At 37.5% G+C, this 19,414-nt stretch carries 17 protein-coding genes; 1 reads left to right on the top strand and 16 read right to left on the bottom strand.

Annotated elements, in window-relative coordinates; translation table 11 throughout:
* Positions 1–99: 99 nt before the first annotated feature.
* The 14 genes from GCWU000282_RS10185 to GCWU000282_RS10250 all read right to left on the bottom strand — a co-directional run bounded on the left by GCWU000282_RS10185 (position 100) and on the right by GCWU000282_RS10250 (position 14,681).
* Positions 100–2,334, bottom strand: coding sequence for a S8 family peptidase (locus tag GCWU000282_RS10185; RefSeq protein WP_023355034.1), 2,235 nt, complete (start codon positions 2,332–2,334; stop codon positions 100–102).
* Complete coding sequence (locus GCWU000282_RS10190; RefSeq protein ID WP_023355035.1) at positions 2,327–3,373, bottom strand: ATP-binding protein; 1,047 nt, start codon at positions 3,371–3,373, stop codon at positions 2,327–2,329. The genes GCWU000282_RS10185 and GCWU000282_RS10190 overlap by 8 nt, the downstream gene beginning before the upstream one ends.
* Before the next feature lie 175 nt (positions 3,374–3,548).
* The gene (locus tag GCWU000282_RS10195; RefSeq protein ID WP_023355036.1) at positions 3,549–3,938 is read right to left on the bottom strand and encodes an immunity 22 family protein; all 390 of its coding nucleotides are present in this window, start codon (positions 3,936–3,938) and stop codon (positions 3,549–3,551) included.
* 15 nt (positions 3,939–3,953) lie between these two features.
* Positions 3,954–4,805 (bottom strand): CbrC family protein, encoded by an 852-nt coding sequence (locus GCWU000282_RS10200; RefSeq protein ID WP_035040242.1) that lies wholly within the window; start codon positions 4,803–4,805, stop codon positions 3,954–3,956.
* Positions 4,806–4,832: 27 nt separating this feature from the next.
* Positions 4,833–5,273 carry a hypothetical protein gene (locus GCWU000282_RS10205; RefSeq protein ID WP_023355038.1) on the bottom strand — a complete coding sequence of 147 codons (441 nt, stop codon included), beginning with the start codon at positions 5,271–5,273 and terminating at the stop codon, positions 4,833–4,835.
* Positions 5,274–5,300: 27 nt separating this feature from the next.
* Complete coding sequence (locus GCWU000282_RS17695; protein ID WP_023355039.1) at positions 5,301–5,666, bottom strand: Fic family protein; 366 nt, start codon at positions 5,664–5,666, stop codon at positions 5,301–5,303.
* Between the two features lie 30 nt (positions 5,667–5,696).
* Complete coding sequence (locus GCWU000282_RS17395) at positions 5,697–6,569, bottom strand: NUDIX hydrolase (RefSeq protein WP_023355040.1); 873 nt, start codon at positions 6,567–6,569, stop codon at positions 5,697–5,699.
* The gene (locus tag GCWU000282_RS10220; RefSeq protein ID WP_023355041.1) at positions 6,556–6,780 is read right to left on the bottom strand and encodes a hypothetical protein; all 225 of its coding nucleotides are present in this window, start codon (positions 6,778–6,780) and stop codon (positions 6,556–6,558) included. Before GCWU000282_RS10220 ends, GCWU000282_RS17395 begins: the two co-directional genes overlap by 14 nt.
* 52 nt (positions 6,781–6,832) lie before the next feature.
* Complete coding sequence (locus GCWU000282_RS10225) at positions 6,833–8,086, bottom strand: ATP-binding protein (protein WP_023355042.1); 1,254 nt, start codon at positions 8,084–8,086, stop codon at positions 6,833–6,835.
* 295 nt (positions 8,087–8,381) lie between these two features.
* On the bottom strand, positions 8,382–10,088 hold the full coding sequence (locus GCWU000282_RS10230) for an ABC transporter ATP-binding protein (RefSeq protein ID WP_023355043.1): 1,707 nt from the start codon (positions 10,086–10,088) through the stop codon (positions 8,382–8,384).
* A 3-nt stretch (positions 10,089–10,091) separates the two neighbouring features.
* Positions 10,092–11,837: an ABC transporter ATP-binding protein gene (locus GCWU000282_RS10235; RefSeq protein WP_035040486.1), complete on the bottom strand. Its 1,746-nt coding sequence runs from the start codon at positions 11,835–11,837 to the stop codon at positions 10,092–10,094.
* Complete coding sequence (locus GCWU000282_RS10240) at positions 11,830–13,341, bottom strand: ABC transporter ATP-binding protein (RefSeq protein ID WP_023355045.1); 1,512 nt, start codon at positions 13,339–13,341, stop codon at positions 11,830–11,832. The genes GCWU000282_RS10235 and GCWU000282_RS10240 overlap by 8 nt, the downstream gene beginning before the upstream one ends.
* A gap of 3 nt (positions 13,342–13,344) precedes the next feature.
* Positions 13,345–14,073 (bottom strand): energy-coupling factor transporter transmembrane component T, encoded by a 729-nt coding sequence (locus GCWU000282_RS10245; RefSeq protein WP_023355046.1) that lies wholly within the window; start codon positions 14,071–14,073, stop codon positions 13,345–13,347.
* Positions 14,070–14,681, bottom strand: coding sequence for an MptD family putative ECF transporter S component (locus tag GCWU000282_RS10250; RefSeq protein WP_023355047.1), 612 nt, complete (start codon positions 14,679–14,681; stop codon positions 14,070–14,072). The genes GCWU000282_RS10245 and GCWU000282_RS10250 overlap by 4 nt, the downstream gene beginning before the upstream one ends.
* 182 nt (positions 14,682–14,863) lie before the next feature.
* On the opposite strand from GCWU000282_RS10250, the gene GCWU000282_RS10255 reads away from it, so the two are divergent.
* Positions 14,864–15,826, top strand: coding sequence for an AraC family transcriptional regulator (locus GCWU000282_RS10255; protein ID WP_023355048.1), 963 nt, complete (start codon positions 14,864–14,866; stop codon positions 15,824–15,826).
* Between the two features lie 121 nt (positions 15,827–15,947).
* Here GCWU000282_RS10255 and GCWU000282_RS15960 read toward each other — a convergent pair whose 3' ends face one another.
* Together GCWU000282_RS15960 and GCWU000282_RS10265 are read right to left on the bottom strand one after the other, a co-directional pair.
* Complete coding sequence (locus GCWU000282_RS15960) at positions 15,948–17,747, bottom strand: sensor histidine kinase (protein WP_023355049.1); 1,800 nt, start codon at positions 17,745–17,747, stop codon at positions 15,948–15,950.
* A gap of 24 nt (positions 17,748–17,771) precedes the next feature.
* A complete protein-coding gene (locus GCWU000282_RS10265) occupies positions 17,772–19,343 on the bottom strand; it encodes a response regulator (RefSeq protein ID WP_023355050.1) in 1,572 nt (523 codons plus the stop codon).
* Between the last annotated feature and the right edge of the window lie 71 nt (positions 19,344–19,414).

The following is a 19,414-nucleotide window of genomic DNA, read 5'->3' on the forward strand; positions in this document are numbered from 1 at the left end:
TGCTACATCATAAAGCTTATTTCTTAAGTTCAACCTGGTGTTCCCTTTTATTTATATTTTACAAATCATATTCCTTAGCTTTATTTTTAAATTCTTCCTCTACTCAAACTCAATCTCTTCCTCTGCCTTACTATAAACATCAATCCTATTCTGTACATCAATTCTGTTAACTACCCAGTTTTTCATCATACATAGTTTTATAAACTCATCAATACGATTTACACCATTCATCTCTTTTAGTGTAACAACTACACCAAATTTTAATCCTCTGCCTGCCTTAGGAGCAAGTCGTTCCTTTGTCTTAATGCTCAAGCCCCACATTCCTGCCTCATAAACTTTGCGTGGTTTAGCTTTTTCCTTAATTTCCTCACTGATATGCTTTATATTATCCCATTTACGATAAAATTTTCTCGCATTTTCTTCATAAATGCTTTGAATCCCTTCATCTGCCTGCTTATTGTAATCTATGGCTTTAATTACGGCTTTTCCACCTTTTTCCATTATTCTGCCAAAATGTAAATCCATTTCCGTACCGGTGTAATCCACACCCTGATTCCTATCACCGGTTGGAAAATATGCCAAGGTTGCCTTTGCAAAAAAAGGGTGTGCTTTCATATTTTGCGGAACCGGAATATTATAAGTATATGTTTCATATTCATCTATAGTTCCATTCATTATAAATCTTATTTCATCATCTTTTGAATGTATAATATCCTCAATATTCTTTGGCACAATACCATAGCCCATTGAAAAATACCTGTTATCCTGGCGGTTCCAGCCTGCTGCCGAATCTATTATCAAAGCTTTTGCAACTTCTCTGCTTAATCCTACAATATGGATTAAATATGCCATTTTTCTTGTAATCCATGGTGCTGCAAAAGAAGTACCGCATACACTAGCCTGCCCTAAAGGTCCACAGGCTGTAATCATTTCATTCTTATCCCCACCATAGTAGCATATATCCGGCTTGTAAAAGAAAGATAATACCGGGCCTACTCTTGTATATGAAGCCGGTTTCCCCTGAAAATCAACAGCATTTACAATCAATGAGTTAAGCGAATCTGCCGGTGCACCTATTTTTACTGCCTCTGATATTTTCTTAGACTTATTTGTTCCGGCAACAATAAATATAACATCATATTCACACTGAATCTTATCTAATTCTGCCGCTTCCGGAGATATAAAATTAGGATCGATTTCAAATGCAGAACCTAAAGAAAAATTCCACACTTTAATATCTCTGTTATTTGCGACAATTTCCCTAATCAATTTCAATATTGTAAATGAACTAAATTTTCCTGCAGTCGCCACCCCAAAATGTCTGACTCTGAATCTACCGCAACCATCCTCCAGTTTAGGATTAAAACTCGGACCATCTACAATAATTGACGTTACTGCTGTTCCATGAAAACGATCTTCTGTGGTAACTGTTATATTCGGATCAAGCTTATTTTCTGAAACAACCCAGTCATGAAAATATACCCTATCATCAAATTGCGTATCGATAACACCAACGACAGGCTCATCCTTAGGCTTTGGAATTGATATTATTCCATTTGACATTTCACTTTTTACTTCTTCATCCCAAACAACCTCTCCCAAATCTCTCACTTGCATAGCAATTAAATATGGTGCATTGTTCTGTAAAATTTCTATTTCTCCGCCATCAAGTCTCAGAGTAGTATCATCAATCATTTTTGCTTTAATCATTTCTATGCCAAACTTGCTTAGCAGCTCTACTGTATCTATTCCCGTTTTATAAATTGTTATGATTGATCTGTCTTTTATGCTTTCATCCGCACAGTTTAACTTAAAATCCTCTACATAGTTTGCATCTACAATTACTCGTAAAAACTTGGACTTAGACATTATACTATCGTTATATTTACCATTATTTATTATTTCAGTTTCTTTATCTGTTATTTCTCCGTTATAATATTTTATTAAAACCGTTTCGCAGTCTTCTAAATGCCTTATAGATTTTTGTAATGCTTCAAGGGAAATAAAATAAGTAAAAATATGTTTCTTTGTTCTACTATGACCATCTGTAAATTTTGCTCCCCTAATTGACATATTGGGATGTGAATTCTTCTCTCCAAGTAAAACCTGTAGCCTATTGCTTTTTGCAACAATACACTTATAATACACGCTTATTAATGCTCCACCTATTGTTACTTCGCCTTGCCAATAATTCTCCAAGTTCTCTAACTGTCCCCTTATCTTTCTAATGTGTTCCGATGTGACTTTTGAACCTTTAGGAAGATTGACCGGCCCAAAACTGTTCTGATTTTTCCGTTGGTAAAACTGCCCTCTAAGTTGTAATATACTATTCATCAGCCTTCTCCTTAAGTTCTCTTGCTACTGTACTTTTAGGAATTTTTGATAAAATCTCTATTTCTCTTATTGTAAATTTTTGGTATTGTAACTCTTTTAAGTCATTAGGCTGTTTATTATTTACTGCATAATATAAACGCCTGAAATAATCCATCCCATCATCAGGATCGCTAAATGCAATGGCTGTTCGTATAAGGTTTTTTAAATCTCCGGGATATGGCATAGGTTCTAAAAGTCCTATAATTTTACGAAATAAACGAATATCCTTATTTGCCAATTTAAATTTCAGTAAGAATTTATTAAAAAATTCTTCTGCAATCGAAACTAAATCCTCCTTTGTATATCTGTTAAAATCTATTACAGAATCAAATCTTCTAATTAATGCTTTATCAAAATGTTCATATAGATTAGTTGTTGCAACCAAAATTACTCTTTCATCCATATAATCCAGACCTTTGAGCATAGACGATGTCACCCTTCCCATTTCCCTTAGGTCATTTGCATTAGTCCTATCAAGAGCAATTGCGTCTATCTCGTCAAACAGTATTATAAGCTTCTCCAAATGAGTAAAGTTATTAATTTCCTTAAATAGTGAGGATATATTCTTCTGTGTCTGCCCCAATTTACTATCAATGATAGCAGTAAAATCAACCATATAAATATCTCTGTTTAATATACGTGCCAGCTGCTTTACTGCCTCTGTTTTTCCTGTTCCGGGTGCTCCCTGAAACAAAAATTTATTTATACCCACCTTATGTGAAGTCGCATGTACTATCCCAAGAATATCCTGCATAACCGGTTCCGGAAGCCATAAACTATCTGCCGATAATTCTAGTTTTTCAAATAAAGCAGAATCACTTTCATTCATTTGCGGCACAAATACATTTGCATTAGACATTAAAGCAATAATGTACTCAGCCAGTTGATGGTCACCTGATTTATCAAATTCATTTGCAATTTCATATGCTTCATTTCTAAAACCTATATCATTTTCTTCTGAATAATACTTTATTAAATTAATAACACTTTTCTTTTTCATGGTATATCACTCCTATTCTTACTTAAGTATAGCTTCTTGGGACATTTTAGTCAATATTGGGACAATGTTTTATTTTTATTTAATTAACATCTTTATCTTGTCTAAGCATATTTATTTTAAACTAAAAAAATCCAAGAACCAAAAAATTATTCCGGTTCTCGGATTTTCTCTATTTTTAACATTCCACCTCCCCTACATAAGCCATACTCCCACAGGCTTCCGGTTCTAAATCAGGGAAATCGTCCACCGATACACCCCATATTACATTTCCCTCTAAAATCCCTTTCTCTTTACATTTTCTCTCAAATTCATCTAAGTCTGCAATATAATCTTTTGCCAGCTCTCGCGTATTACATAAAGAAGTCCTTACAGAAAACCAAAAATCTTTTTTATCAAATTCTTCTAAGCCCATTTCCTTGCAAAATCCACATTTTAAGTCCTCGCCCGGTTTAGCTCTCTGTCCCTTCTTCCATAGTTCCGTTTCATTTTCATAAGTCTCATTATCCCAGTATTCTTCAAAATCACACTCTTCAAACGTTCCAATCCATACATAATAAGTTTTCATATTGTCCCCTTCATTTTAATCCGCATCCACCCAAAGATGATATTTTCCACAATGCAGGCAACGAAACAAATAACCGCAAAGCGAACCGTCTTTTACAAGATATTCTCTAACATCTTCAAATTCATTTCTTGCAGCATACTCCTCAAATACCTCATCTGCAATATCCATAGCCTTTAGTTCTCTAGTACCAACCGTTCCTAAATATGCACAATAATCGTCACAGCAGGAGAGCCAGTATTCGCCCTGCCAGCTTATATACCCCGGTGTACGGCAGAAAAGCTCTTCATCCTTTTCTTTATCAGGTTCACCATTCCACTCCGCATCCTGAACAAAGGTAGCATCATATTTTTTTGCAGCTTCACCGTTTGATATACAAAGAGGGCAGAGATTTTCCACATTTTCAACGCAATATGGCATAGTAGAATAATAGACAGTACTCTTCTTACCGCAACAAGGGCAGGTCTTTGCCTCACCCTCTTCAAACGCACCCGTACCTACCGGATCCGGATAATAGCGAAACTGCGGTAAATCCTTCAGACGCTCTCTCCTTGCAGCTTCTTCTTTCTCAGTCAGAGGACGTGACAGAGCAAAATTATCAGCATGACTTTTGCTTAACTCTTGTAAGGTAGCTAATTTTTTTATTTGTTTCCTATCCTCTTTATTAACAATGGTTGAAAACAGAAGATATGCACTCTCCATCATTCCCAATAACCAGTAAACATCCACCAATACCTCTTTTGCCTCTTTTTCACCTGTTACAGCCAGCCTGTCCGCAAATTGATACAGAGCCAATACACTTGATTTGTTTCCATCTTGAAGTTTGTAATTCTCTTTTAGGCTTATAAATTCTTTTAGATATTCGTTCATTGCAACCTCCTGTTTTATTTCAAACATTTAATAGGTTTCATAAATAAGTTTTTTATCAACTCGTAACTGCTTATCAAATTTTACCAGTATATACAGTCTGCCTGCCGGAGATTCTCCCACATCATATCCTAAGGCAAACTCTCCATAACAACCGCTTTTATCAAATATAATCTCCGTTAAGTTTAATTCCGAAACATCTTCATTCGGATGGGCATCTTGTATAACCTGATGGGCTTCGTCATCTAGCTTCTCCAATTCTCTGAACAATCTTTGCATAAAATCATCTGACAGTAGAGACATATCCTTCTCACTATATCCGGTGAAGTTGAAATTTACTTCTTTCTCAAAATATTTACCGGTAAAATATATTCCTGCATTACTGTTCTCCCAGTCTTTTCCATTCCATAACGTGAGCAAATCTTCTTTATAAGTATTGGGGTTACTGTTATTTTCTTCATTTTCATTCATGGCTTTTGTTTTCCTTTAGTAGATTTATTAAATTAAACAGCTTATTTTTTTCCTTTTAGCCACATATTTCTGTAATCTGCTTTGCGGCTTTTCCGGTATAGTGTATTCAAGCTTCCCCATCTCTAACAATGGTTTAATGAAAGTTCTCGTCATATAAGTTAAGTTTTTGTACCCTATATACTCTGAAATTTCTTTTTTAGTTCTTGCTATTTCACAGAAACCAAGTATTTTTGTCATAACATCATTATTTCTGACTTGGTCACTGATACTTTGTCCCCCTACCTTCTTTGTAGCAATCCTTTTTAGTGGAATAATTGTTTTGAAAATATCTCCTTCTTCAAAAGCCGGATTTTTCCCGGAATAAAGTTTTGTGTATTTATAGGTATTACGCATACCCGAACCAAGCTCATCAGCAAGTCCAATTTATCCATCAATTGATACATCAAACTCTTCATACATCCCTATTACTTCAACATCAATAATATGATCTTCATCTAGTTCATGCTGGGCATAAGTAATAATTGTGTTTATGGGCAAAAATCTAAAAATTGGTCGTCCAAGCTTGCTTACAATACTTTCAACAGTTTCACCTTGAAACCAGTCGTTAAACCATTCCAGTCTTATACAGGCCTTAGCAATTTCTCTTACCTTAACAGTATAAAGTTCTACAAATTTATTCATAAACTCAATGACATTATCATCAAAATATTCCTCAGAAATTTCCACCTTGAATTCTTCTGTATTATATTCATAGCTTGATGAATATTTTGACTTTTTTAATATAAAATCTAAACGGCTTATCATATTACCCTTCCTCTCATCACTCACAATATGTTCTATCCCATTATGCTCTCTACTTAGATAATCTTTCATAAAGCTTGGAAATGCCCTATATTTATCCAAGTCTTTTATCGGCAGCCAATACATATTTTCTTTTACTCCCCTAGTTGTACTATTGCTATGAAGTTCCATAGTACCTCTTGGTTTCATCAAGAAATACAAACAAATCTCATGACATTTTAATCCTGCCGAAGTACCATTATTTTCATTAAAAAAATTCTCATGGATTACTGCCAGATGATCAATTTCATACGAAACACCCGTTTCCTCGTAAACCTCTCTTTTTACTGCATCCTCGGCAGTTTCTCCAATGTGAACTGCACCACCTATTGAATAATAATAGTCATCAAGTTCATTGCCGGCAAACAAAACGTGCTTATCTTCTACAATAATCGCTGCTGCACGATATCTAAAACGGTTATTTTCTCTTGTAAATCCACAATCAAAGTTTTTCATTATCACCTCTGTTTAATCTGCGTAAAAATCTCTCAGTCCTGGGATTTCTTGGAGGGCTTTTTATTTTAGCATTTTCTATGACCTCAGGTACACCGTTTAACCTCCGTCCTCTATTGCAGGACAGCGCATTAATCGGACACTGCCAGCCACAGCCCTTACAGACTTCGTTTGAGGTATTGGTTTTATTGTTATTTTCTTCATTTGCATTCATTATTTATTTTCCTTTAGTAGATTTAGTAACTCCCAATGTGGATTACTTTCTTTTATAATTCCAAGCTGTTTTCATCCAGCAGAAAATCATAAATGCTCATTGTGAGGATTCCATCATCATCATGCAATGGCTTTACAACATCCTTTACTATAACAATCTTCTTAAATGAATCACCCACATTTATAAGAGAAGCTTTTTCTTGTGCTCTCTTCTCATCATCAGGCAAACTAAAAGCTGACTGAATATAATACCTCTTACTTCCCAAGTTGGCAACAAAGTCTATTTCCAGTTGTTTCTTTTCCTGCACACCTTTTTCTATCCTGCAACGCTTTACAACTACACCTACATCGACTTGGTATCCTCTCACACGAAGTTCATTATATATAATATTTTCCATCAAATGTGTTTCCTCCACTTGTCGAAATCCCAGTCTGGCATTCCGCAAACCCACATCTTCAAAATAATATTTGAGTGGCGTCCCAATATATTTTCTACCTTTTACATCATATCTGTTTACTTCATTAATTATAAATGCATCCTTTAGATGCTCAATATATGCCCTTATGGTATTAAGACTTATATCCGACTTGATAATACTCTTAAATGTTGCTTCTATTTTCGAAGCATTAGTAAGCGAACCAATGCCGGACGCCAGAACATTTATCAAATCATTCATTTCCTGGATCTTTTCAATATGGTTGTGTTCAATAATATCTTTGACGTATGTTTCTTCAAATAGCCTTGTAAGATATTCCATTCTTTGTTCATCCGTAGCCATCGTAATAGTTAATGGCAAGCCTCCAAAACTAACATAAGAGCTCCATCCCTCATATTTATCCCCTCCAAATACTTCCATGTATTCGCTAAAACTAACCGGATAAACATGAACTTCATCACCACGTCCTCTAAATTCTGTAATAACATCTTTTGACAGGAACTTTGAATTGCTACCAGTCACATAAACATCCACATTACGCATATGAAGAAATGAATTTAACACTGATTCAAAGGACGGCAGCAGCTGTACTTCATCTAGAAAAATATAGTAGTCTCCTTCATCTGTCATCCGGCTTTTGGTATACTCTAATAACGTGTGTGGATCCCTATACTTCTCATTTTCAAACATATCTAACTCTATTGCGATAATATTGTCATCTGCCACGCCTTGTGACTTAAGGTAATTCCTAAAAATAGTAAACAGAAGATATGATTTCCCAGAACGTCTAATTCCTGTAATAACCTTTATCATCCCGTTATGCATACGGTTTATTAATTTCTGTAGGTATATGTCTCTTTTTATTTCCATAATTCCTCCAAATTGATAATTTAGGGATATTGTGCACCTATTTTTCAATATTATACTTTATTCTAGAATAATTCTCAAGCAAAACTTGACAATTTAGGGGTAATGCGCCCCTACTTTTCAATAGATATTCATTTTCAACATCTAAAATAGGTTTCATCAACTTTTTTGCGCAAATAATAAAATCAGGCTAAATTCGATTAAATTCAGTCTGATTTTATTGATATAATTTGATTATCTTATCTGGTAATAGTATTGTTTTTATCGTTTTTACAATATATGCTCTCACCATGAAAATCTATCCGATAAATTGTTCAGCATTCCACATGGCAGTATATTTACCTCCCAGAGCCAGAAGTTTTTCATGGGTTCCGGACTCCACTACTTTTCCATCAGCCACCACGAGAATCTGATTGGCATTTTTTATAATAGACAATGTGTGGGCAATCATCACAACGGTTTTGTTTTCTTGCAGAAGATTTGAAATTGCCTGTTTTACAGCGAATTCATTTTCAATATCCAAAGAGGATGTCGCCTCATCAAGAAGCAGAATCGGACTGTCTTTCAAGATAGCACGTGCTATAGAAAGACGCTGCCGTTCACCACCTGAAAGCAAATTTCCATTCTCGCCAATGTGAGTATCATAGCCTTTTTCCATTTTGCGGATAAAAGCATCACAGTTTGCCTTCTTGCAGGCGTTCTCTATTTCTTCATCTGTAGATGAAGGTTTTGCATAGCGTATGTTTTCCCGTACTGTGTCATTAAACAGGAAGGTATCCTGATCTACCATTGAGATTAGAGCCAGCACATCTTCTGCATTGACATAACGGATAGATTGCCCTCCGATGTCAATTTCTCCGCGCTTAGGTTCATAATACTTCGCAATCAGATTCAGAATTGTTGATTTGCCCGAACCTGAGTCCCCAACGATTGCTGTTAGCCCGCAATCCGGTATCGAAAAACTAATATTATTCAGAACAGGCTCCCCCTGCACATATGAGAACGACACATCGTGAAACGAGATGTCATACTCTTTTGGAGAAAAAACATCTGTACTTTTCGATTCTTCATTTTCTGTCAACACATTTTGAATGTTCGTCTTTGATATCAGAAGATTCCTGTAACTGAACATATCAACCGAAATCGAAGCGGTCAGCTTTGCTAAGACCATAGGCAGCATACATAGAAACAGGAAAGTGATTGTACTAATGCTTCCGGATTGCCATGGAATGTATCCAATCCACATAATTAGCGGAACTGTAAGCCAATTTACAATATTAAAAGCAAAATTAACAGGTATACCATGTGCCTCATATTGATAACTGACTGTGCTGAATTTTCGCAATGTTTCTGTTGTATTCCTGTTTTTAGCACCACCCATTCCATAGGAACGTAAGGTCTGGATTCCGTCAATGTACTCGACAATTTGTCCTACGGCTTCCGCTGTAACGGAATTCTTCTCCATACCGTACTTTTTCACAATTCTAAACGACAGCCACATTTCAGGTATTAGTAGAAAAAGTGAAACCATAAGAATGACTGCAGCCGGGAAATATAGTACACAGACAAAAGCAATCACTATAACGGACAGAACCCCGTTTTTTATAAGTGAAGCAAGCTTGTGCGTCAGAATCTGCTCATAACTGTTCACATCTGCCGTCATAATATTTATATATTGCCCTTCGCGTTTTTTGGTAAAGCCGGATAATGGAATCCTCCTTAGCTTATCTCCAAGTCCCAGACGAATATTTTTAGATACCTCAGCACCGCCTATCTGGCTCTGTGTAAACCCGATACTGTAAATGACAAGACGTATAACAAAAATTATTCCAACGATGCAGGATATACTGAAGATGCTCTTCATATCAGTAACTCTCTCATACAGCATTTTAAGCACCAGGTAAATGACAATATAGTTGCTTCCGGAAAGTACTCCTTCCAAAATGGTCAATATTATACCACTGTAAAACCGAGGGTTCTTATGGAAAAGTTTTTTGTCTGTCATCTTTTACTTCCTCTCATAGGTGATATTTCTTGATAATTCATAACTTTTCCAGCTTTTTTGATAATATCTGTTCCGTGAAAGCAGTTCGTCATGTGTACCAATATCTGAAATCGTATGATTCTCTACCACCAGGATCCTGTCGCACATTCTGACCACACTAAGCCGGTGTGCAATAATGATGGCGGTTTTTCCTTTGCAGAGGTTCTTGATTGCCTTGTCAATCTCCATCTGATTTTCCGGATCAGCGGCACTCGTTGCTTCGTCCAAAATAAGAATCGGCGCATTTTTTAATATTGCCCTTGCAATGGCAATCCGCTGCTTTTCTCCTCCCGAAAATCGGGAACCATAACTTCCGACCTTTGTATCATATCCATCAGGAAGTGACATAATAAAATCGTCAATCTGCGCTTCTCTTGCAGCCTCCCGCACCTGCGTGAGGGAAGCATTCATCCCCATGCAGATATTGTCAAAGACAGAGTCTTTAGTAAGAAAAGTCTTCTGAAAGACAATAGATATATTCTGAAGGAGAGTTTCATATCGGATGTTTTTGACATTTTTCCCTCCAATCAGAACCTCTCCCCGGTCCACGTCATAGAAGCGTGCAATAAGTGCTGCAATCGTGCTTTTACCAGCTCCGGATGGTCCCACAACAGCAATCTTTTCACCATCCCTGATGCATAGGTAGCAATTTTCAAGCACGTTTGTTTTCCCATCATAGGAAAAGCACACGCCTTTTAGCGCAATATCGTGGTTTTCAGGTAAAGTATCCCCACCTTCAAAGGTCGGAAGTTCCAATATCTCTTTTGCTTTTGTGATTCCGCCAAACGCCTGTGCAAAATTGCCTGAAAGCTGCTGAAGTGGAAGCAATTCTGTCAAATACAATGAACCAATATAGGCAAACAGGAGAAATGCGCCGGCTGTGATAGAACCCTGCATAAAAAGCCTCCCTCCAATGGGAACAATTAGCAAAAGCCCGGACTCTAGCAACAGGATGAATACAGCATACAAAGGGGCAGTCTTTTTCGAAATCTTGTTCCATGCCCTGTTGCCGTCAAGAATAGCTTCTCTGAATTTTTTAAATGATTTGCTGCCCATCCGGTATGCCTTAATCAGACGCATTCCGCGGACATATTCGACCATGACGGAATTGAAGTCTGCAAGCGATACGTTAGCCTCTGGCAACATATCAGACATTTTCTTAAACACTGCCATCATCACCGGAATATCCAAAAGAAGAGGAAGCAGAGAAATAATTGCCAATGTGGCATTCACCGTCATAAGATAAGCAAAAATTACGACAGGGCCGGTGAGATAGCTGACAAGCTCAGGAATGTTATGTGCAAGACATAACTCTAACTTCTCAATATTCTCATTCAATACGGTTTTGATTTCGCCGGTACTCCGCTCATTGACGTATCCAAGCGGAACCTTCGCCAGGTGTTCTATAATCATACAGCGCACCTTGAACAGGGTGTTATAAGCACCTTTATGCGAGAGTACACCTGACAGGCCAAGCAGTATCATGCGAAGAATTGTTGTGACTGTTACCAAAATAATACAGTCCGTCAATACTTTCTTTGTCAGCGTTCCAAAGAGTACTGCGTCCATCAGACGATAAATACCGACATATGCTCCGATTACAAACAATCCGCTAAAGAATGCACACAAGACAGAGGCTAACAAGTACCATTTATCATTGCCTGCCCATTTAAGAAGTAATTTCACCGGTTTTTCCTGACCTTTATTCAAAAAAATCACCTCCAATATTTTCACCCGTGGCACGAAAAAACAACTGCCTAACCTCCTCCTTATTATCTTCACGACATTTTAAATCTATGCTTATTTTACCTTCAGAAAAAACAAGCATACGGCTGCATGTCCTGCAAAAAAATTCATAATCATGTGTAACAACAAATATAATTTTCCCCTGTTCGGAGAGGCCACGTACAATTTTAGCTACCTTTGCCATGCTTTCATAATCCAGTCCACTGGTAGGCTCGTCAAAGATGATTAGTTCTTTTTTACAGACCTGACTCACAGCGACAGCCAGTCTTTGCTTTTGTCCTCCTGAAAGAGTGCCGGGATGCCTTTTAGCAAAATGTATCAGCTCCAGCACATCCATCGTATCTGCAACTACATCTAAATCCGGGTTCTTTATCCCGAAGGAACATTCTGCTTGTACACTCTCTGCAAAGAGCTCATAATTCACATCTTGCATGACCATATAGGAGATCTTCTGTCGTTTTTTCTTCGAGATGACTTTGCCATCCCAGTAAAAATCTCCTTTTGTCTCTCTATGCAATCCGCAAAGAGCCCGTGAAAATGTTGTTTTCCCTGTGCCATTTTTCCCAACAAGCGCTATCACCTCTCCCCGTGAAATTTTTACACTAATATTTTCTACCACGGATTTTTTCCTGTAGAACAGGGAGACATCTTTTAGTTCAAGTCTTGCTTCCGGTTCTTCCTCTGAGATTATCTCCGGAACCTCTTTTCGTAAGTCAGTCGTTCGAAGACCCATAAGGTTTCGTTCTTCATCTGTCAAAGTCAGGAATTCTTTGGCAGAGTAAACCTTTTTTATCTGACCCTCATCAAATACAACGATGCGGTCAGCGATGCCCATCAGATAGTATAGCCGATGTTCGACAATCAGAACTGTCTTTCCCTGAGCCTTAAGCCTTTTTAGATGTGTCCTTAACGCAGCTACTGTTTCCATGTCCAGATTGGATGATGGTTCATCCAACAGATAGACAGAAGGGTTCATGGCATATACGGAGGCAAAAGCAATCTTCTGCTTTTCTCCTCCTGAAAGAGAGAAAATATTTCTTCCGCGTAGATTTTCAATCTCCAAATCCTTTGTGGCAGCCTCAACTTTCTCTCCAATCTGTTCCCTTGGTAGCGCTTGATTTTCCACTCCAAAAGCAATCTCACTGTCTGTGTCTACATTAAAGAACTGTGTCCTTGGATTCTGAAATACCGAGCCGACAAAAGATGCAGTTTCATACATTGGCATTTTCGATATGTCTCTTCCGTCAAACAGAACTTCTCCTGTCAGCTTACCGGGATAAAAATGCGGGGCAAGCCCATTTACAAGGCGTGTCAACGTGGATTTTCCACATCCGCTTTTCCCACAAAGAAGGACGCATTCCCCGTCATTTACTGTCAAATTGATGCCGTGCAAATCATCCGTTTCCTTTGTATCTTCCTGCTCACTGTTTAAGTCATACGAGAAAGATACATGCTTAAACTCAATCATACACTATACTATCCTTTCCCAGACAAAACCCAAAACAAGTACACATATCGCAAGAGCTGTGGCGGCCACGTCTCTTCCCCGAAACCGTATCCGGAGAAGACAGGTGCGTGGTCTTGGATTCTCTATCCCTCGTGTGAGTGCTGCAGCAGAGAGTTCATCTGCTGTATTTGAAGCCGTCATCAGCAATGGAACATAAAGACATTCAACCGTCATTGCCGGTTTTTTAAGGAATCCAAGCAAGGAAGGAGTTATATCTCTAAGTCGCATAGCGTCTTTGATATATTCCCAGTCTTCACGGACCGTAGGAATATATCTAAGCATAACTGCCAAAGGAATAACCACCTTATTAGGAATATGTGCCTTATTCATGGCAGTCAGGAACTCACCCACCTTAGTTGTGGAAAGAATAATGCCTGCTAAGAAAGCACAGGGGTAAACTGTATAAAACAAGCCAAGCCAGGATGTAAAGACAGTGTAAAGCCCCCCTTTTTCAAGTGACATAATAAATAGCGTCAGCATATAAAAGACACCATAAAACGCCGCACATAAAAGTGACCTGAGAACTTTCCCACTTGCACATCCGAATACTGCAACCACAAAAATAAGCACACTCTCGTACAGAAGCGACGGAGCAATTGTTGCTGAAATTACGCATAGAATCAGCAAAATGATTTTTGTACGTGGGTCAAACTGCATCCCGGTACTGTTTCCCGTGTATTCTCTTAAAATCATGCCGTTATTCCCGCTTTTTCAAATTGTTTCTTCAATAGTTTACTTCCGACAAAACCGCTGAAAAGAGCCACTATAACCGTACCTGTAAACATAGTTATCAAAATAAAATTGTTAACTGAAGCCGCCATTGTATCCAGATATTCATGCGGCGTTCCTTTCTCCAACATTCGACTCACCCAAGCCCTTGGATTGATGAAATATGCAATATATGACCCGGTTCCGCCGAGGCAGAAAACAATGTAGGAAAGAATGTTGATTTTTATGCTCTTATAGCGCCTTGTCCATGCCACAAATTCCGCCAGTACGCTTCCGGCAAGATATCCGATAGTCATGCCGATATGCATACCGGTCACATAGCAGAAAATTGCCATCAACAGTCCTGCGGTAAAGATTGGTCCGGATTTTGGCACTTTCGCAATCAGTAAAAGATACACCGGTCCTGCAAGAAGTGCCCCTCCTACCGGATAATAAAAGGTTAATGCCGGGAACATTGCAAATGGCCCTCCACTCAAAGAGATGCATATAAAAATAATTGCAGAAAAAATACCGATTGTAATAAGTTCCTTGATCGTAAGTTTCTGTTTCTTGATGTTTGCTTCACTTGTCATAACTAATAACCTCCTTATGCGTATGTATTGAATTCCAATAGATGCTGTGTTAATATTCTGTTAGATGCAACTAATAGCAAAAATAGTATAGAATAACAAGGAAAGCAAAACAATACGACCGAGAGTTGTTTGACTGATATGTATGAAATAATGTCCGATATGTATGATTTTGAGGTGATTATATGGAAATAAACGAATTTTACAGAGAATGGCTTACCCGCAGCGGATTTGTTGAAGTAGAGTCATCCCCGGACTTTAGCCCTGCCGGAAAATTGTATCTTGCTCCAACGGGAGTTGGCTGTGGATATTACTGGGTCTATGGAGAAAAAGATTTGTTTGATATTAAAATCCATGATTTCTATTTTTTTGAAGATAGCTTTATATCTCTTAATACACCGGAGTGTTTAAGCATTACCTACTATGATTCTGTGTCCGGTGAGGAGTTAACTCCTTATCGCCGCTTAACTGCAGGATGTGTAAAAACCTTTTACGGAGGGCATGATGAATATAAATCCATTATGCATAAGAATATCCCGATTCGTTCCGTGGGGATAGAAGTATTTCCTGCATATTATGAAAAATATCTGAAAGAAAGCTACCCTGATGACTACCTGCCTCCGCATGAGGCTTTTATCCGCGTTGGACAGACACTCGACTTCCCGGAGATGTCACATCTTTTGCGTCAGGTTTGGGATTATAAGGGAGAAGGCATACCGGCCAAGTTGTTCTATGAGGCCAAGGTCGCAGAAGCTGTCTCTCTTGTTTATGAACACGGAAGGAGAAGCAAAGATAATCTTTGTGCACGAATTTCCAAGCAGGACATTGATGCCTTGAACAACGTTACCTCATATATAAATGACCATTTCAACTCGGAACTTCCACTTGATATGCTTGCACGAATAGCCTGTATGGGTACAACAAAGTTAAAGAACTCTTTTAAGCACATATATCGCTGCACAATTTCTGAATACATCAGGCAGCGTCGTATGAGCCACGCGGAAATGCTCTTAACATCTACAGACCTTGCAATTGATCAGGTTGCTTTGGCTGTTGGATATTCCAATGCAGGAAGATTTGCAGCAAATTTTAAAAACAATACAGGACTGTTTCCATCTGAATATCGTAAAATGGCACATAGGAAATAAAAAGTTGTAAAGTGGTGTTTCATACTCATAACAATGTTTTATACGAGGTGTTGCAACCGATTGTATTAAAAATCGGCCATCGTATTAAAGAAAAATTCTTAATACAACAGCCTCTTTTCTCTTAGTGTTCTATATAAGGAATGGCAGGAATACTTACGGTAACTGTAGTGCCTTTATTTTCTCTACTCTCAAAAATCAAACCATAATCAGCACCATAGTATAATTTAATTCTCTCATTAATATTTTTAACTCCGTAGCCTGAGCCTCTGTGTCTAACCTCATTTGTTTCTTTCAGTAAATTTTCTATCTGATTTAGAGACATTCCTACCCCATCATCCTCGATAGTTATATAAATTCTGTTATCTTTAAGTTCAGAACTTATTTTTATCTCACCTCTGCTATCTTCTTTTTCTAAAATCCCATGCATTATGCTGTTTTCCACTAACGGTTGTAGAATTATCTTTAGAATGGCATACTTCTTCATCCATGGCTCTTCTATTATTTCAAGTCTGATCTTCTTCTCAAATCGCATATTTTGTATACGTACATAAGTCTGTACATGGCGCAGTTCATCATACAAAGATAAAATTTCTTGCCCCCTATTCAAGCTCAGCTTATAAAATTCAACCAGGCTATTAATCATATCCGCAATTTCGGGAACATTATGTTGAATAGCCAAACAATTTACCAAATCAAGTGAGTTATAAAGAAAGTGAGGATTTATCTGTGCCTGTAGGGCTTTTAATTCGGCATTCTTTACTTCCTTACCCATTCTGTATTTTTCATCAATCATTTCTTCCATGCGAAGCGTCATTGCCTGAAAGCTACTCATCAGTTCTCCAATTTCATCTGAACCTTCCGGTTTGATTTTATGGCTTAAATCCCCGGACTCTACCCTCTTCATTTCTTTATTTAAAATAAATATTCGTTTCAGACTTGATTTGATAGTTGAATACGCAAGTCCATAGGAAATGAGTGCAATTCCAAAAAGTGTTATCAAAAGTGTAAGATAAAGAATCTGTTGTTTCTGTAATATTGATGATTGAGGTACAAGGGAAGTCAAATACCAATCATTAGCATTCAGCATTTCAGTCCTAAAAATATATTTTAAGCTATTGTACTTAACAAACGTCCAATTACTTTCATCCTGTTCTTCCTGTAGTTTACTTAATTCATCTACCGAGATTTTTTCTCCATTTCCACTGAAGCCGTAAACAATATTTTCTCCACCTGTTAATAATACCGATGTTTCTGAATTAAATTTAATTCTTTGCAAAAGTTCCTCAATTTTTTCTTTATCTATATCAATTCTTAACACAGCCAAAGGTTCACTTAAAGCATCCGGTCTGTAAATAACTCCCAAATAAGAAAAAAATCTTGAGCCCTCTCCATCCGGTTCTTTTATATAATTGGGAATTATCCAATGTCTGCTATTCTTTTCAGTTCTTAAATTTTTGTACCAATCAGAGTTTTCGACAGCGTTCAATGAAAAAATTTCCTCATCATTTATTATATATGGTCTGTCACTTTTTACATACAGCCTTATACCATCAATGGGTGATGACTGACGTATATACCCTATTCTTTTTATAAATGAGTTGTAATAGGCTTTTTGCCTGAATACAGTATCCCCCTCAACACTTCCTACCGCTACCTTATAAACTTCTTCATTGGACAGAATATTTCTCATAGCGGCTTCCATTGAATCAAAATATCTGTCAAGCATTGATATTGCTTCGTTATAAGTATATGACATTGTATTTGTTGTCTGTGTTATAATAAGCTGATTCGTCAGAAAATATGAAACTGCCGTAAAAAGCAAGAGGGGAAGTACCAGAAAGAATACAAAAACCAGATTAATTTTAGTGCTCAAAGCCGTATGAGCCAACAGCCCCGTCCACTTTCTTCTAATGGAATTCATCCTTCTCACCTTTCCAGCCTCCAGCTACATACTTTCCCTAAATGCTTTTGGCGTCATTCCCGTTTCTTTCTTAAATGCCTTTGAAAAATAATTAGCATCATGATACCCTATCTTCTCAGCAATTGAAGTTAAAGGAGTTCTATCCTTTCTTAATAATGCTTTTGCCTTCTCTATTCTTACCTCAGTTATAAACTGGTTTATGGTTTTACCTGTATCTTTCTTAAATAATAATGACAAGTAATTCGGCGATAGGTATATTTTACCTGCAATCTGCGAAATACTCAATCTCTCATCCGAATAATTATCAATAATGTACTTTGTAACCTTATCAGCAATTTGAGAATATTGTGATTTACTGTCTTTACTGTTAAAATAAAATTTTGCTGCATCCTTCAAACACTCACTCATTTCTTCCAAACAGCAAGCCTCACCGATTGCAGATAAAGATGCCGCACTAATATCCGCAAAGTCAATGCTGTCCTGACTTTTTGCTCTTTGTGTCAAGGTAAGCAAAAGTGTTAAGTAATAACCGCGGACACTGTCTACCGAGGTTTCCGAAAACTGTGAGATCTCATTATAAAGTGTTTTTAATGATTTCTCCAATTCATTATAATCTGCGTATTTCCACAAATTTAAAATTTCCTTGGGCAGATTTCCCGAAAAATTATACCGTCCCGTTTCAGGTAGTTTGGCATCATAAATCACACCGCCCAGGAAACATTTTCTCCTTGCCGCCTTAGCCTGTACGGCCGAATCCTTTAGCCCCAAAATATCTCTTGCAGGCCTTCCCATCCCTGCAAAAACCCTACGTAACTGCGGTAATTTTTGCAATAGTTCCATCCTCAGCTTTTCAGTAATATGATAAATCTTTTCTTTCTGTAAATCCTTATCCATATTGAATAATATAACAATATGATTTAGGTCTTTTACTGTGAACAGACAATATTTTCTGAGTAGAATTTCATTCGATTCGTACACTTCAGGTAGCCGAATCTTTATTAATGAAGCAAGAATTTCTTCCAAAAGTGAAGATAAACTGTTCTCGTCATATTCCACATCCGCGGAAGGGTCTTGCGGATAAAGTCTCAGTTCTGATGCAATATATTCAGTTGCAAGCAAAAACGGATATTCCGTTGTATCTGCCGTAAGTCTTTCTCCTCCCAAAATTTCTGTGCATATCTTTTTCTGCTCTATATAATAATTTTTACTTTCCAACCTATGCTGTTTCTTAATTTCATTTACCGCAGATTTAACCGCCTCTTTGACCTCATCAGGTTTTATGGGTTTCTCAACATAACTGACTGCTCTTAACTGTATCGCTTCCTTTAGATATTCCCTGTCAGAGTACGCACTTAAAAAAATAAATCTGCAATCCTCCTGCTCTGATTTTAAATTTCTGGCAAGCTCTAAACCATTCATTTTAGGCATTCGAATATCACTCAGCACTATATGCGGTTTAAAACTTTTGGCTATCTCAAGAGCTTCTCTTCCATCACCTGCTGCTTCAATCTTAGTTATTCCTATTTCTGACCATGGAATATAATTTAACAATACATTTCTCGTAATTTTCTCATCATCTACAATCAAAAGCCGCATACCTGCTCCCCCCTTCCGGTTTACCCGAATGTTCGAAAATCACGGGACTTAAAAGCAGCCCCGTGAAATAT

The organism is Catonella morbi ATCC 51271, assembly GCF_000160035.2.
In the GTDB taxonomy this organism is placed as follows: Bacteria; Bacillota; Clostridia; order Lachnospirales; family Lachnospiraceae; genus Catonella; species Catonella morbi.